Raw genomic sequence first — 16,364 nt, forward strand, 5'->3', positions numbered from 1 at the left:
TTGAATTTTAAATTTTATCCACAACTAATAATAGAAAAACCCTCTGTTTTTAAACAGGGGGTTTTTCAACAAACTGATAAAAAATACTCACAATAAATTTTATTGTGAGTATTTTTTATGTCTTAAATAAATATTATTTAAATCAATTATATTATTTGTTATAATATTTTTCATTATACATTATTTAATAATAATTAAACTTAATTGGGGGCGAGAACATTGAAAAACACTTTAAAAATTTTATTAGGAAGAGTTGGTATTATTGGTTTATTAATATTTATACAACTATTAATACTAATTCTTTTTATGATTAATTTTCAAAATTATTTTGTTTATTTTTATGGAATCTGTGGTGTATTAAGCTTAACCTGTGTATTTTTTATTCTTAATAATAACTCAAATCCAGGATACAAGATAGCTTGGATTATACCAATTTTACTTTTTCCTATATTCGGAGGTATATTTTATCTTTTGTTTGGTAGTAAATTTACTCATAATAAAATTTCAAAAAAATTCGCTCCAATTACTGAAGACTTAAAATTATATTTAGAACAAGATAATCTAGTGAATAATGAGATATTATCTGAAAATAAAGTAGCCTCAAATCAATCTAATTACATTACTAAATATGCACATTGTCCAATTTATAAAAATACCCAAACTGAATATTTAAATCTAGGTGAGCGTAAATTTGAACGTTTAATTGATGAACTACAAAATGCTAAACACTACATATTTTTAGAGTATTTTATTATTCAAGAAGGTACAATGTGGGATACAATACTAGAAATTTTAAAAGAAAAAGCTGCTGCTGGATTAGATGTTCGTGTTATTTATGATGATTTTGGTTGTTTATTTTTATTACCATCTGGTTATGCAAAAAAATTAGAATCCTTCGGTATAAAATGCTGCGTATTTAATCCCTTTGTCCCATCATTATCTATAAGAATGAATAATCGTGATCATCGTAAAATTATAATTATTGATGGACATACAGCTTTTAATGGTGGCATTAACTTAGCTGACGAATACATTAATGCAATAAATGTTCATGGACATTGGAAGGATACAGCTATTATTTTAAAAGGTGATGCTGTATGGAGTTTTACTGTAATGTTTTTAACTATGTGGGAGAATCTTTATAAGACAAAAGAAGATTTCGAAAAATATCGTCCCCATGTGCATCACAAAGAAGACTTTTCTAACGATGGATATGTTCAACCTTATACAGATAATCCAATGAGTAATGAAGAAGTTGGAGAAACAGTGTACCTAAATTTAATTAATCAAGCTAAGGATTACATACATATTACAAGTCCATATTTAATAATAGATAATGAAACTCGTACTGCATTATGTCAAGCGGCCAAAAGAGGCGTTGATGTATGTATTGTAACTCCTCATGTTGGCGATAAGTGGTATGTTCATGGTATGACTCGTTCAAACTATAACGCTTTAATTCAATCTGGTGTTAAGATATATGAATATACCCCTGGATTTATTCATGCAAAAACCATAGTAGTAGATGATGATTATGCTGTTGTTGGAACTATTAATCTTGATTACCGTAGCCTATATCTTCAATTTGAATGTGCTACTTTTTTATATAAAACAAACAGCGTTCTTGAAGTACGTGATGATTTTATAGAAATACTTAAGGTTTCTGAAGAAGTTACTACAGATTTATGGAATTCTATTCCTTTATATAAACGTGCCATATATTCTGTAATAACTATATTTGCACCTTTAATGTAAAAAGGAAAAAGTCGAAAATTTTTCGGCTTTTTCTTTTTTATTACAACTTTTTATATTAATTCTTTTTTTCGATATTAAATCATTTTTTGCATATAAAAATTTTACAATGATTTTTTTTGAAAAATTCTCACTAATTCACTGATATAATATTGCATATTTCAATGAAAAGATAAAAACTTTATGTTATAATAGCGAAAGAATAATAAATGAAATGAGGTATGTTGAGTGATAAATGTTTTAAATGTAAGTTTAAGATACGGTTCTCGTAAATTATTTGAAGATGTTAACATCAAATTTACTCCTGGTAACTGTTACGGTGTCATTGGAGCTAACGGAGCTGGAAAATCTACATTCTTAAAAATATTATCAGGAGAGGTTGAACCAAACACAGGTGAGGTTATAATTGCTCCAAATACAAGAATGTCTGTATTAAGTCAGGACCATTATAAATATGATGAATTCCCTGTTTTAGAAACAGTTATAATGGGTAATGAAAGATTACATACAATAATGAAAGAAAAAGATGCTTTATATGCTAAACCTGACTTTTCAGATGAAGACGGAATTAAAGCTGCTGAATTAGAAGGTGAATTTGCTGAATTAAACGGTTGGGAAGCTGAATCTGAAGCATCATCATTATTACAAGGTTTAGGAATCGGAACTGATGCACATTACAAATTAATGTCAGAATTAACTGGGGCTGAAAAAGTTAAAGTTTTACTTGCCCAAGCTCTATTCGGTAATCCAGGAATATTAATCCTAGATGAGCCTACAAACCACTTAGATATTAAATCTATTAAATGGTTACAAACTTTCTTAGGTGACTTTGAAGGTACAGTTATAGTTGTATCCCATGATAGACACTTCTTAAATGAAGTTTGTACTCATATGGCGGACGTTGACTTTGGTAAGATTAAATTATACGTTGGTAACTACGACTTCTGGTATGAATCAAGTCAATTAGCAACAGCTATGGCTAAAGATCAAAACAAGAAGAAAGAAGAAAAAATTAAAGAATTACAAGACTTCATCGCAAGATTCAGTGCTAATGCTTCTAAATCTAAGCAAGCAACATCTCGTAAGAAGTTATTAGATAAAATTACTTTAGACGATATCCAACCATCAAGCAGAAGATATCCATTTGTTGGATTCAAACCTGAAAGAGAAGTTGGTAATGACATATTAGTAGTTGAAGGATTATCTAAGACTATTGATGGAGTTAAAGTTTTAGATAACGTAAGCTTCAGAGTAAATAAAGATGAAAAAATTGCTTTCGTTGGTAATGAAATTGCAATCACAACTTTATTTAAAATTATAAACGGAGAAATGGAAGCTGATGCTGGTGAATTCAAATGGGGTATCACTATAACTAAAGCTTACTTCCCTAAAGATAACTCTGAATTCTTCAACGATTGTAAGTTAAGCTTAGTTGACTGGTTAAGACAATTCTCTGAGGAAAAATCTGAAAGTTATATCAGAGGATTCTTAGGAAGAATGTTATTCTCTGGAGAAGAAGCTTTAAAAGAAGCTAATGTATTATCTGGAGGAGAAAAGGTTAGATGTATGCTTTCTAGAATGATGCTTTCTAGCGCAAATGTATTAATTTTAGATGGTCCTACTAACCACTTAGACCTTGAATCAATTACTGCTGTAAATAATGGATTAAAAGATTATAACAGTAACGTATTATTTGCTTCTCATGACCACCAATTCGTTCAAACAGTTGCAAATAGAATAGTAAGAATAAATGATGATGGATCTATCTTAGATAGAACAATGACATATGACGAATTCTTAGAAAAATTCGGTGAATAATACAAAAAAGTCAGCTTTGCTGGCTTTTTTCATATAATTTTTATCTAATAACTAAACCTTCAAACATTATATCTACAATATCTTTCATTACTTCTTGATACTCTAAATTTTCCTTATATAAATAATCATCTTCCAATAAATTTCTTATACCACCAATTAAAACACTCTTCATTAAAGTTAAATTTACTCTTTTAATTAATCCTTTTTCTATGCACTTATTAATCAATTCACCCGTTGGTTCCCATCCAGAATCCAACTTATCTATTATTTTTTCATAAATTTTAGGATAGAACTTTCTTATTTCATAAATCTTAGTATAATCAATAGTTTTAAATGATGTCGGTAATATAGTTAGTAACCTTTTTACTCTTTCTATATCATCTATATTTTGATCATTAATTATTTGCTTGCTTTCTTCAGCTATAGAATCAAATACAGTATCTACTATTAAATTTAATAGACATTCTTTACTATCTACATTTTCATAAAGTGTTCTTTTACTAACACCTAGCTTAGTAGCAATATCATCCATTGTAAATTTAACACCTTTTTCTTTAAATATATCTATTGTTGCTTTTATTATTTTTATTTCTATACTCATATTTTCCTCCATAACATAATTAAACTCTTTCCCTTAAACTTATTCTATAATTTTAACTCTATAGTTTCAAATAATTTTTCTATTATATTAATGTTAATAAACTATTAAAAGAAAATATGTTAATATATTATAAGAATATATTATATTTTCACATATAATATATAATAGTATTTTTCTTATTACACTAATTAATATGAGGTAAATTTATGATACAAGTCTATAATAGAAAAACAAATAAATATGATACTGAAGATGTTGCAGGCGAAAAATACATAAAATGGGCATATGAATCTCCAATAGGTAAAGGCTTAGTTGAATTATTTATAAAAAGAAAACTTTTTTCTAAATTATATGGTAATTATTGTGACAGTAAACTTAGTATAAAAAAAATTCCTTCTTTTATTAAAGGTTTTAATATTGATATGGATATATGTACTACTGATCCTTCCGACTTTAAAAACTTTAATGATTTTTTTGTAAGAAAGCTTATACCAGAAGCAAGACCTATTGATTACGATAAAAACATATTAATTTCTCCTGGTGATGGTCGTTTATTAGCTTATACTAATATAAATATAGATTCCTTAATACAAGTAAAAGGCATTAACTACAGCCTTTCTGAATTAATAGAAGATGATAATATTGCGAATGAATATAATGGTGGTACTTGTTTAGTTTTAAGATTATGTCCTACGGACTATCACAGATTGCATTTTGTTGATGATGGTGTTTGTGAAAAATCTAATATAGTTAGAGGAAATTACTATTCTGTAAATCCTACTGCATTGGAAAAAATCCCTAAACTTTATTGTCAGAATAAACGTGAATGGTCTGTTTTTCACTCTGAGAACTTTGGTGATATAATTCATGTTGAAGTAGGTGCAACTTGTGTTGGCTCTATAATACAAAGTTATAAACCAAATGAAAAAGTTTCTAAAGGAGATGAAAAAGGATATTTTAAATTTGGTGGCTCTACTACAATACTTTTCTTTAAACCAGATACAGTAAACGTAGATGATGATATACTTATTCAATCTTCATTTGGCTTTGAAACAAAAGTTATTATGGGTGAAAAGATTGGAGAAAAAAATAACTAAAGTGCTTAGCACTTTAGTTATTTTTATTTATTAATTATAGCTTTAACTTCTTTAATAAACTTCTCTTCATTACCATCAAATATAATCAAATGGATTCCCATTTCTTTTGCCCTTACTTTTACTGGTGATTTTATTGGCTCTTTTGTTGCTACTAATATTTTATAAGAATTTTCTCCACCAAACTTAGAAGCATATACATTTAACTCATTTAGTGCCATCTCATTATATTTGTCGCTATCTTTGCAAGAAATAAAAATTGGAACACAATCCTTTACAGCAACAACATCTAACTCATTTCTTACTGATTGATTTTCATCATTCCATAAAAACATTACTCCATTTTTAGACTCATCAACTTCTTCTATTTTATTGATTAACTTATTAGTTTCTATCTCAAGCCATGTTCCACTCTTAAAAATAAATGCCTTTAAATAATCATTATTAAAATTAACTGTTATCTTATCATTTTGTTTTCTATAATTAATTTCTTTCATTTCCTCAAGCTTAGCTAATATTTTATTTAATAAATTTACTTCCTCTTTCTCTAATCCTTCAGTATGAATGTAAATTTTTTTTCCTTCATTTGAATCATGCTCGAATATATTAGCTTCATATAATTGTTGTTTATATTTATGCCATAACTCTAGATTACTAGATATTTTTTCTGCAAAATAAATTAAGTCTTTTTTATTACATAATTCTGAAGAATCCTCAACAATTTTTCCACCTGAAGCTTTTACAATATCATCAATTTCTAAATCCTCAAAAGTTTTTTCATATATTTTTATATTGTTCTTAAATTCGTACAATATTTTCTTCTTAATATCTATATATAATGCCGTAATATTATTTCTCATACTCAAATTTAACAAAATCAATGAATTTATTCTTTTTCCTCCAGTTAAATTAATAAGAATATTTTTATCCTTTATACTATCTATCATTTTTTCTAATTCTTGTTGATTTCCCTCTTTTACTATAAATTCTTCAATTTTAACTGACTTAAAGTTTTTTTCATAATATAATCTGAGACTTTTCATTTTTTCTTCTGAATTATTATCCTTTATAAAATAAACTACATTTGGATTAAATTCTTTGGTTGCTAGGATACTATTTTCATTATGTTCATCTACTTGATTTATTAATATATCAATCATATATCTATACCTCTTTATTTTAACTCTATAAATAGTTTTCCTAGTAATATAAAATTTTATAAATAAAAAAGAACTGTTGAATTTCAACAGTTCTTTAATGGCAGAGCGTAAAGGAATCGAACCCTTAATGCGCCGTCCGTAGCGGCGTGTTATATCCGTTTAACTAACGCTCCATAGTGTTAACAAATCTATGTTAACACAAAAATTATTATTTTTCAAGAATTAAAATTTTTTACATTTAATTAATTACTTTCTATATCTTGCTTTTCATTATAAAAAGATATATAGCTTAATCCAAACATTAATATAATTCCACCTATTAATATAGAATATCCTCCTATTGGGAATATTAAATTAATTATTGCAGGTAATGTAACAGCATATAATGAAAGATTAAATAAATTTCCATACTCTATCTTCCTATTTGCAATTAAATTACTTAACACTCCTACTAATGATATCAATACTGCATATATTATTAATTGAATAAAATTAGCAACTATCACAATTGGAATAATTATATATTTAGCTATATCAACCTTTTCAAATGCAGCTATTAAAAAATCATTATTAAAATCTATTTTATCTAAACCTAAATCAGAATATTTATATGTTACATCCTCTGATCCATTCTTAATCATGAAACCATCTTTAAGCAATACCGTTACTATATCCTTATGAACAGTTATACTTCTTAAATTATCTAATTCTTCAATTCCCTTGCTTGTATCTATATATAGCAATGCCTGACCTTCTTCATCCTTAATTGGCGATGCTTTAAAATCTAGTATTCCATCCTTCATTTCAAATTGAACTTCATCTTGTTTTAAAATCATTTCTGTTGTTTTTTCTAATCCTGAAATAACCATAGTACTCATAGCACCTTGAATAAGTCCAATAATTATAGAAAGCACTATAATATATAAAAATGCCTTACTTATTTTTTCTTTATATAAATAAACATATTTCTTAGGGTTAATACTAAAAATAAATTTATTTCTCATTTTTACTTTATTACTCATTGCTCCTCCATAAGTCTAATTTATAAGTATATTAAATTAATAGGTTAATTTTCATTCTTTAATTATAACATATTTTACTATTTTTTCTTGTGTACTTTTTGTAAATTTACTCATTCTAGGTTTAAAAACAAATAAATTAGTCAAGTATTAATAATAAAACAAAAGGAGGTATTTAATTGAATAATTTATTTCGAAAACCTAAAAGAAGTATTTTTAAAATTATTACAATTGTTTTTGCTGGATTATTACTAGTATTAGCTGCTAATTACTATATAAACTATAAGTATTCTTTAATTATAGAAAGCTTTTTTTCTAAATTTAACAGTTGCGATTTTACTACTGCAAAACAAACTATTTCAGAAGATAATATTTATTTAAAATTAAAAAAGAAAACTTTAAATAAGGATTTAAACACATATTTTTCATCTGTAGTAAAAGATATATGTGATTCTGTTTTAGATAATGAAGATGATAAATCAAAAGCTTTATTAGTATTAAATGAAATCAAAAGCTATGATGTATTAAATTCATCTTTAAATAAAGTAATAATTTCATTGGATGATACTTATGTTCCAAAAAGTGATTCTGACTATGAAGCAATTTTAGATTTGGGATTAGATAATTGTAATAGTGGTAATTTTACTGCTGCTATAGATTTTTTAAATAAGATACCTGATTCTTCAAAATATTATAGTGATGCAACTAAATACATAGATAAATGTATAAACGATTATAAAGATGGATTATTTAAAGAAGCCGACGCTTTAGTTAAAGATGATTATTATACTAAAGCTATAAATTTATTGTCTAATGTTGATACTTCTATAATTTCTCAAGATGATGCTGATATTACTAGTAAAATTAACTCTATAGCTGAAGCTAAGGAAAATTATTTAGCTTCTATAGGTTCTAATGATACTCAAAATTTAACTTTAACTTCTAGTCAACTACTTCAAGCAATTACAAGTAGTAATATAAATACATTAAACATAGAAAGTTTAACCCCTTACTTAGTATACGTAAATTTAGCTGATCAAATTACATATGTTTATAAGGGCTCCATGAATAAATGGGATACAGTTAAATCCTTTACTTGTTCTACTGGTATAGATACTGAAAAAACTCCAACAGGAATTTTTGATGTACGCGAACGTGGTGATTGGTTCTATTCAGATAAATATGAACAAGGCGGTAAATACTGGGTTCAATTCTATGGAGATTATTTATTCCACTCTGTTCCTTATAACGAAGATCAGAGCGAAGTTGTAGATAACACTTTAGGAACTCCAGCTTCTCATGGTTGTATTAGATTAAAAACAGAAGATGCTAAATGGATTTATGATAATATTGACTCTGGTACAAAAGTTATAATAAATTAAAAAAATGGAGCTGTCGCAATAGCGAATAAAAAAATTCGCTAGCGATAGCTCCTTTTCTATACTATCATAAAATTTAGGGCACATTTTATTATAGGAATAAACTTTATTTAAAAATAGGCGCACTTTAATAAAGCTAATAAAAAAGACTTAAAAAATTTAACTATGAAGCTTCTTTTATCTCAAATAAATGCTTACCAGTTCGGTTAGATTGTATTTTGTTAGCAACTATATTTAAGTATTTAAAATTTAAATTTTGTTCCATACTTTTAAGAAATGGGATAAGTGTTGTTGTATCTGTTGGCTGTAGTCCAACAGTAAGCCACGAAATATATTCCGCATCCACACCATGTTGTACATTATAAGCAGGTTTAAGTGGACCATTCTTCATAGCATCTTCTTTCATTCTCATAAAAGTAGCATCATTATCTGTTTTTGAATAACTATTTCTCTCTCCGCAAGTGTATACTTTCTTGTTATATTCTTTGAGTTTTAAAAGATACTCTTCAAGCTTTTCTATAGATTTTTGAAGTGATGACTTTCTTTTACCACATCCGTGGACGAATTCAATATTTTCAATTTTCTTTAATTCATAAAGTCTTTTTTTATCTTTTTTACATGCCTCATCTGCACCTTATTTTTATAAATCAATTTAATATCATAAAGTTCTTCACATTCTTTTACAAGGTTGGCTATTTTTATTAATAATTTAGACATATTTTTTGTCACAGATTTTTTCCAAACAAATGTATATTTATTTGCATAAACTTCCATTTTAGTACCATCAATAAATATTGATTTGCCTGATATTTCTCCCATCTCATAAAGAAAATCAGTAATTTCAGCCAATATCTTTTTAGCACACGGATCAAAATGTAAACTTCTAAATCTCGCAAATGTTGAGTGATCCGGAGCGGATGCCCCTTCAAGTAAAAACATAAAATTTATATCTCTAAGACATGTCCTTTCTATATCTCGTGAAGAATAAAAACCATTCATATCTCCATAAAGTATAATTTTTAGCATGTTCGTTGGCGATACTTGATTTTCTCTTATCTTAGAATAAGTAGAATATAGTTCAGTTAAATCCATCTCCTCTACAAACTGACTTAGTAATCTAACCGAATCATTTTCTGGAATTATGCAATCTATATCAAAAGGAAGTTTTAATTGATAAAACTTTCGATTTAAAGCATAATTTTTGTGTAAGATTTTTTTTTTATAAATATACAATCTAAGTACTTAGATATACAAAATGATTTTTTTTAACTTCTATCCATCGGCTATTATCATTATCAATAATAAATTTACTTCTCTCATTAATATCAACTTTAAATTTATTATTAATATCAACAGTTAAAATAGATGTTATTAATTCTTTTGTATAAGGATGAATTGGATTGCTATATAACTCTTCTGTTTCTGCAATTTCAACTATTTTACCATTATAAATAACTGCTATTCTATCACTAATATATCTTAACATAGCTAAATCATGAGATATACATAGACATGTTAAATTCATTTTTTCTTTTAAACTTTTAAATAAATTTATTATTTGTGCTTGCATTGAAATATCTAATGACGCTATTGGTTCATCTGCAATAATAAAACTAGGATTTGTTGATAGAGCCCTTGCAATGTTTACCCTTTGTCTCTGCCCACCTGAAAAATCATATGGATATTTATTTATATAACTTTCATCTATTCCTACTAATTTCAGCATATCATATACTTTTTGTACTCTATCTTCTTTATTTCTATATACCTTTTTAAATTTCAATGGTTCTTCTATAATTTTTCCTATAGTCATTCTAGAATTTAAAGATGATGTAGAATCCTGAAATATAAATTGAATATTTTCACTTATAATTTTTTTTTGATTTTTTTTAATGCTTATATCTATTCCATCATATAATATTTTACCTGATGTTAATTTGTTAACTCCAACTATACTCTTACCTAACGTTGATTTTCCTGACCCTGATTCACCTACTAATCCTAAAAATTCACCTTTATATATATTTATAGATACATCATCTAATGCTTTTATAAAATTATTTCTATTTATTTCAAAGTACTGTTTAACATTTATTATTTCTAAAAGTTTTTCTCTACTCATTGTTGTTTACTCCAATTCTATTCATAATTCAACGTTTCTCTTGCCTTTTTTGCATTTGGATGAAGCATCCATGTTGCTGCATAATGAGTTTCAGTAACTTTGAACATAGGTGGCTCTTCTAAAAAATCTATTTTTAATGGATTTTTATTTCTAATTGCAAATGCATCACCTTTAGGTGGATCTAACAAATTAGGTGGAATTCCATCTATACACTCTATAAAACTATTCTCTTTGTTTTTATACAGTATTGATTTTAATAATGCCTTTGTATATGGATGTTTAGCCTCTAATAGTATTTCATTCTTTTTTCCAATTTCAATTATTTTTCCTGCATACATAACCGCAACCCTATCCGCAATATTAGCAACAACTCCTAAATCATGAGTTATTAAAACAATTGATATATTATTTTTTATTTGAATTGATTTAATAAGATTAAGTATTTTGTATTGAACTACTACATCTAAAGCAGTAGTAGGCTCATCTGCTATTAAAACATCAGGATTATTTGCTAAACTAATTGCAATAACTACTCTTTGTCTCATTCCCCCTGAAAACTCATAAGGATATTGATTATATCTTGTTTCAACATTATCAATTCCTACAAGGTCCATCAATTGTAATACTATCTTTTTAGCATCTACTTTATTTATTTTATTATGAATTCTTATAGCCTCTAATATTTGTTTTCCTATAGTTATAGTTGGATTTAAAGTCGTCGTTGGATTTTGAAATATCATTGATATATCATTACCTCTTATTTTATTCATTTCTTCATCTGAAACTTTACATAAATCATTTTTTTTAAATAAAATTTCTCCACTTTTTATATATCCATTTCTAGGCAATAATTTTAATAAACTTCTACATAAAGCTGATTTTCCACACCCTGATTCTCCAACTATAGCTAATACTTCACCTTTATTTAAATCAAATGATACATTTCTTACAGCTTTTATCTCTCCATAATTAGTTATAAAATTAACCTCCAAATTTTTAACTTTTAATATTTTATCCATACTAAATTTTCTCCTAATAGTACTACAATACTTATAATAATTCGTATTCTATAAATTAACTACTATATATCCCAATCTTCTATATTCCAAAATATTCCTACCCCATGATGCCCTAAAATAGTGTCCGTTGTTATACCACTTATATTACTTTTTGCTACATAAATTGCATCTATATATGCTATAAAAGTATAAGGCATATCTTTTGTAAGCTCTTCTTGAAACTCTGTGTAATACTTTGCTCTTTCTTCTTCAATGTCTATTTGTCTTGCTTTTTTTAATAATTCATCAATTTTTCTATTTGAATAATATCCATAGTTAGCTCCTCCATCAGTTGAAAATACTTTATAAGTATGATCGTCTGAATCAAATGGACTTCCCCACCCAATTAAATATGAATCTTGATTTTCCCAATCAATATTTGATTTAATAGCAACTTTTGCATCAACTCCAACTTCTTTTAATTGTTGTGCTGAAAAATTAGCTATATCTATTCTTTCCTGATCTCCCTCTGGACAAACTAACTCAAAACTTAACTTTGTTCCATTCTTTTCATAAATACCATCACTTCCTAGTACCCACCCATTTTCTTCAAGGATACTTTTGGTCATATCTGGATTATAATCAAACTTTTCCATATTTTCATCATTATATTTGTTCTTTTGTATTGGAGAATAAGCAATATCTCCATATCCTAATAGAATGTTATCTACTATAGCTTTTCTATCAATAGCATAACTTAATGCATTAGGTAATTCCCTATTATTTTTAAATAATGATGAATTAAAGTTATACATTATCCCTCTATAATCTGAGGTATTCATTATGTCTATATTAAACTGATCATTTCCTTCAAAGTTTGATATATCCTTTGGTGTAACTTGAGCTAAATCTAATTCTCCACTTTCTAATTGCATTACTCTAGCCTTTGAATCATCTACTATTTTAAAGACTATCTTATCAATTTTAGGTTCACCTTTAAAATACTCCTCATTTTTTACCAATGTTATACTTTGTCCTTCATCCCAATTGATAATTTTATATGGTCCAGTTCCTATTGGGTTTCTGTTAAATTCCGCAATTGATATATCTTGATTTTCTAATATATGCTTAGGTATTATTCCTACAGCTAAATAATCTAATAATGCAACATTTTCATTTTTCAAGATAAATTTTATAGTATAATCATCTATTACTTGTATTTCCTTAATATCTTCATAATTGGTTTTTATTTCTGAATTATTATCTGGGTTTCCTATTGTATCAAAAGTAAATTTAACATCCTCCGCCGTAAACTGCTCTCCATCATGCCACTTTACATCCTTTCTTAAATTAAAAGTATATGTTAAATTTTCATTATCATATTCCCAACTTTCAGCAAGACATGGAACAATATTATCATTCTCATCATGAGCAGTAAGTCCGTTAAATAACAATAAATTTATTTCTCCATGTTCATATAATGCTGGATTAATACTTGTATAATTATGACTTCCATAAACTAATACTTTTTCATTAAGATTATCTTTTGTGTTGCTCCCACATCCAACTAATATCAATAAGCTAATTAAAGCAGCAGTTAATTTAAATTTTTTTAATTTCATAAATTTCACCTCTATAAATTATTATGTTTTTTTATATTTTTTCTTCTTAGGTAATCTCCTATATTAGATAAACAAAAAATAGTTATAACTAAAAATACCCCTGGAATTACAACTATCCACCAATAATTTGATAGTAACGCTTGTTGCGCTAATGAAAGCATACTTCCCCATGATATTATTTCAACTGGTAATCCTATTCCCAAAAAGCTTAATGTAGCTTCTATGGCAATAGCATTTGCAATATTATTGACTATCATAAACATTATTGACGATATAAAGTTTTGAAATAAATGTTGTTTTAATATATATAAAAAACTTCCTCCAATAATTTTAGCTTCTATCACATAGTCACTATTTCTTATTTGCTTAACTTCACTTCTTACAACTTTCGCTATATTCATCCAACTAACTGTTCCTATTACAACAGAAATTCCCAATACATTATTTTTTCCTACAATAGCTTGTACAAATATTACAAGTAAAATAGACGGTATACTAATTATTATTCCTATAGCTTCCATCATTATGTAATCTATATATTTTGATGACATACCACTAATACTTCCATACAGTACTCCTATAAAAGTTGATATTATAGTAGAAAAAGTTCCTATAAATAATGATATCTTTCCCCCATACCATATTCCTGAAAAAATATCTCTCCCCATTGAATCTGTACCAAAATAAAATATTTTATTAGGTGCAATATTACAATTTATTAAATCCATATATTTAGGATCATAGTTACTTATTACATTCCAACATAAGCAACTTATCACTATTAACATCAATATAACTACTGATGTCATAGGAAAACCTCTAATTCTACTAAGTTTTTTATTCTCTATCTTCTTAAAATCTATGCATATTTTTTTCTTATCAACTATATCAAAATCACTACTTTGGAAATTCAAAACTATTTCCTCCATTCTCTTCTACTCTTGGATCTATTTTTGAATTAATTATCTTAACTATAAAATTAGAAAATACTACAATGGCTCCAGTAATAATAGATATTATCATAAGCATATTATAATCATGATATTTAGCACTTTCGAATGCTAATGTTCCCAAACCTGGGTATGAAAATATACTTTCAACTATATATGTTCCTGCTAAAATATGAGATGTAGAAACAGCCATTATTGCCATAAATGAAGGCATTATATTTCTTAGGCAATGCTTATAAATTATTTGGTATTTATTAAGACCCTTTGCTTTAGCTAATACTACATATTCTTCCCTCATTTCTTCTAATAACTTATTTCTTACCATATATGCGTAATACCATAGATGACTTATTACTAAAACTATAACTGGTAATATTAAATGAATAATTCTATCTCCAATATCATTAACTTTTCCAATAGAGTAAGCTCCACTAGTGGGTAAAATTTTTAGGTTAACTCCAAATATTAAAATTAATATTATTGCCATCCAAAAGGAGGGTATGCATGTTATAATATTCCCAATCATCATTATTATCTTATCTATAAGCTTATCTTCATGAATTGCAGAATATATCCCTAAAAGCAAAGCAACTATAAAAATTAATACATAAGATAATCCTCCAAGTACTATTGTATTTTTATAAACTTCATTAATAACTTCAACAACATTTCTTTTATATTTATACGAAATTCCAAAATAACCCTTTATAGTATTATTAATCCAACTTTCATATTGAATATAAATAGGTTTATTTAACCCCAAATTATCAATTGCTTTTTCTCTCTGTTCCAAACCCATTCTTTCAACTGAATCACCATAATAAGCCTTAAGCGGATCCCCAGGTGATAATCTCGACATATAAAATACAACTATAGATAATATAAATATTGTAACTATAAATTGAAATATTCCTTTTATTAAAGTTTTCATCTTATTCGTCTCCTATTTCGTATAATTTTCATTATTAAAATTAATATTCCATTTTCCATTGACATTTATAAAACTTCGAATATATTTCTTTCAATTCTTATCAACCGTCATTTTTAATAACTAATAAAGCTTATATAATTTATATGTTGATTAACTTAAGTTGTTTTGTTCTCTCTATAAAATAATTTATATTTTATAGGAGGATCTAACTATGTTAGGATTAGTTTTATTATATGTAGGAATAGTTTTAATAAGTAACGGCTTAGCAAGAATAAGCAATATAAGTGATAAATCTGTTACTGTTATGAATATTTTCACAGGAGGCTTATCGGTAATATGTAATATTATTGTTATTGTTCATGCCAAATTCACTGGGGAACCAATGGATTTCTATGCCGCTGCAACAGGATTATTGTTTGGATTTACATATCTTTATGTAGCTTGTAATACTCTTTTCAATTTAGATACAAGACTTTATGGATGGTATAGTCTATTTGTTGCTATAAACTCTATTCCTTGTGGAATTTTAGCATTCAATCATTTTGGTGGAGATGATTGGAGAATGGGAATCATTTGGTTCTTATGGGGATTATTATGGTTAACAGGTTTTATCGAATGCGTATTAAAGAAACCTCTTGGTAAATTTGTTGGATACCTAGGTATATTTGAGGGTATCGTAACAGCTTGGATTCCTGGATTCTTAATGTTAATAAGTCTTTGGAATTAATTTAAAAATATTTAATTGTAGAGAGATTAAACAACTTAATTTTTATTAATTTATAGAAGATTATTTCAAAATTATTTTGAATAATCTTTTTTTTGTTTCTAATATTTAAAATATAAGGAGCTGTATCAGATTGAATTAATAAATTCAGTCTGAATACAACTCCTTTTTAATTGTTCAAAATTTTATACACT

The 16,364-nt window shown here is 26.6% G+C and carries 13 protein-coding genes, 1 tRNA gene and 1 pseudogene; 5 read left to right on the forward strand and 10 right to left on the reverse strand.

Features of this window, described 5'->3' with window-relative positions:
• The first annotated feature begins 219 nt into the window (after window positions 1–219).
• Together cls and HCG76_RS17925 are read left to right on the forward strand one after the other, a co-directional pair.
• Window positions 220–1,755: a cardiolipin synthase gene (gene cls, locus HCG76_RS17920; protein WP_221701617.1), complete on the forward strand. Its 1,536-nt coding sequence runs from the start codon at window positions 220–222 to the stop codon at window positions 1,753–1,755.
• A gap of 225 nt (window positions 1,756–1,980) precedes the next feature.
• Window positions 1,981–3,570, forward strand: a complete 1,590-nt coding sequence (locus HCG76_RS17925; protein WP_221701618.1) for an ABC-F family ATP-binding cassette domain-containing protein — start codon at window positions 1,981–1,983, stop codon at window positions 3,568–3,570.
• 40 nt (window positions 3,571–3,610) lie between these two features.
• On the opposite strand, the gene HCG76_RS17930 is transcribed toward HCG76_RS17925, so the two are convergent.
• Window positions 3,611–4,171, reverse strand: coding sequence for a TetR/AcrR family transcriptional regulator (locus tag HCG76_RS17930; RefSeq protein WP_221701619.1), 561 nt, complete (start codon window positions 4,169–4,171; stop codon window positions 3,611–3,613).
• A 206-nt stretch (window positions 4,172–4,377) separates the two neighbouring features.
• Here HCG76_RS17930 and HCG76_RS17935 point away from each other — a divergent pair, with 206 nt between their 5' ends.
• The gene (locus HCG76_RS17935) at window positions 4,378–5,268 is read left to right on the forward strand and encodes a phosphatidylserine decarboxylase (RefSeq protein ID WP_221701620.1); all 891 of its coding nucleotides are present in this window, start codon (window positions 4,378–4,380) and stop codon (window positions 5,266–5,268) included.
• Between the two features lie 23 nt (window positions 5,269–5,291).
• On the opposite strand, the gene HCG76_RS17940 is transcribed toward HCG76_RS17935, so the two are convergent.
• The 3 genes from HCG76_RS17940 to HCG76_RS17950 form a co-directional block, all read right to left on the reverse strand.
• A complete protein-coding gene (locus HCG76_RS17940; RefSeq protein ID WP_221701621.1) occupies window positions 5,292–6,425 on the reverse strand; it encodes a Card1-like endonuclease domain-containing protein in 1,134 nt (377 codons plus the stop codon).
• Between the two features lie 98 nt (window positions 6,426–6,523).
• Window positions 6,524–6,598: transfer RNA gene (locus tag HCG76_RS17945), tRNA-Arg, on the reverse strand.
• 69 nt (window positions 6,599–6,667) lie between these two features.
• Complete coding sequence (locus HCG76_RS17950) at window positions 6,668–7,447, reverse strand: DUF1189 family protein (RefSeq protein WP_221701622.1); 780 nt, start codon at window positions 7,445–7,447, stop codon at window positions 6,668–6,670.
• 176 nt (window positions 7,448–7,623) lie between these two features.
• On the opposite strand from HCG76_RS17950, the gene HCG76_RS17955 reads away from it, so the two are divergent.
• Window positions 7,624–8,826, forward strand: a complete 1,203-nt coding sequence (locus tag HCG76_RS17955; protein WP_221701623.1) for a L,D-transpeptidase family protein — start codon at window positions 7,624–7,626, stop codon at window positions 8,824–8,826.
• 217 nt (window positions 8,827–9,043) lie between these two features.
• Here the strand turns inward: HCG76_RS17955 and HCG76_RS19635 are convergent.
• From HCG76_RS19635 to HCG76_RS17985, 6 genes and pseudogenes are all read right to left on the reverse strand, one after another.
• A pseudogene (locus HCG76_RS19635) lies at window positions 9,044–10,050 on the reverse strand (transposase); the annotation flags it as partial.
• Window positions 10,051–10,057: 7 nt separating this feature from the next.
• Window positions 10,058–10,945 (reverse strand): ATP-binding cassette domain-containing protein, encoded by an 888-nt coding sequence (locus HCG76_RS17965; RefSeq protein WP_221701624.1) that lies wholly within the window; start codon window positions 10,943–10,945, stop codon window positions 10,058–10,060.
• Between the two features lie 17 nt (window positions 10,946–10,962).
• Complete coding sequence (locus HCG76_RS17970) at window positions 10,963–11,964, reverse strand: ABC transporter ATP-binding protein (RefSeq protein WP_221701625.1); 1,002 nt, start codon at window positions 11,962–11,964, stop codon at window positions 10,963–10,965.
• A gap of 62 nt (window positions 11,965–12,026) precedes the next feature.
• Entirely contained in the window at window positions 12,027–13,565 is a 1,539-nt protein-coding gene (locus HCG76_RS17975; RefSeq protein WP_221701626.1) for an ABC transporter substrate-binding protein, read from the reverse strand.
• 11 nt (window positions 13,566–13,576) lie between these two features.
• Window positions 13,577–14,479 carry an ABC transporter permease gene (locus tag HCG76_RS17980; RefSeq protein ID WP_260458193.1) on the reverse strand — a complete coding sequence of 301 codons (903 nt, stop codon included), beginning with the start codon at window positions 14,477–14,479 and terminating at the stop codon, window positions 13,577–13,579.
• A complete protein-coding gene (locus tag HCG76_RS17985) occupies window positions 14,463–15,446 on the reverse strand; it encodes an ABC transporter permease (protein WP_221701628.1) in 984 nt (327 codons plus the stop codon). Before HCG76_RS17985 ends, HCG76_RS17980 begins: the two co-directional genes overlap by 17 nt.
• A 211-nt stretch (window positions 15,447–15,657) precedes the next feature.
• On the opposite strand from HCG76_RS17985, the gene HCG76_RS17990 reads away from it, so the two are divergent.
• Window positions 15,658–16,173 (forward strand): AmiS/UreI family transporter, encoded by a 516-nt coding sequence (locus tag HCG76_RS17990; RefSeq protein WP_221701629.1) that lies wholly within the window; start codon window positions 15,658–15,660, stop codon window positions 16,171–16,173.
• The last annotated feature ends 191 nt before the right edge of the window (window positions 16,174–16,364 follow it).

This window comes from Clostridium sp. K13 (assembly GCF_019734195.1).
Classification (GTDB): domain Bacteria; phylum Bacillota; class Clostridia; order Clostridiales; family Clostridiaceae; genus Clostridium.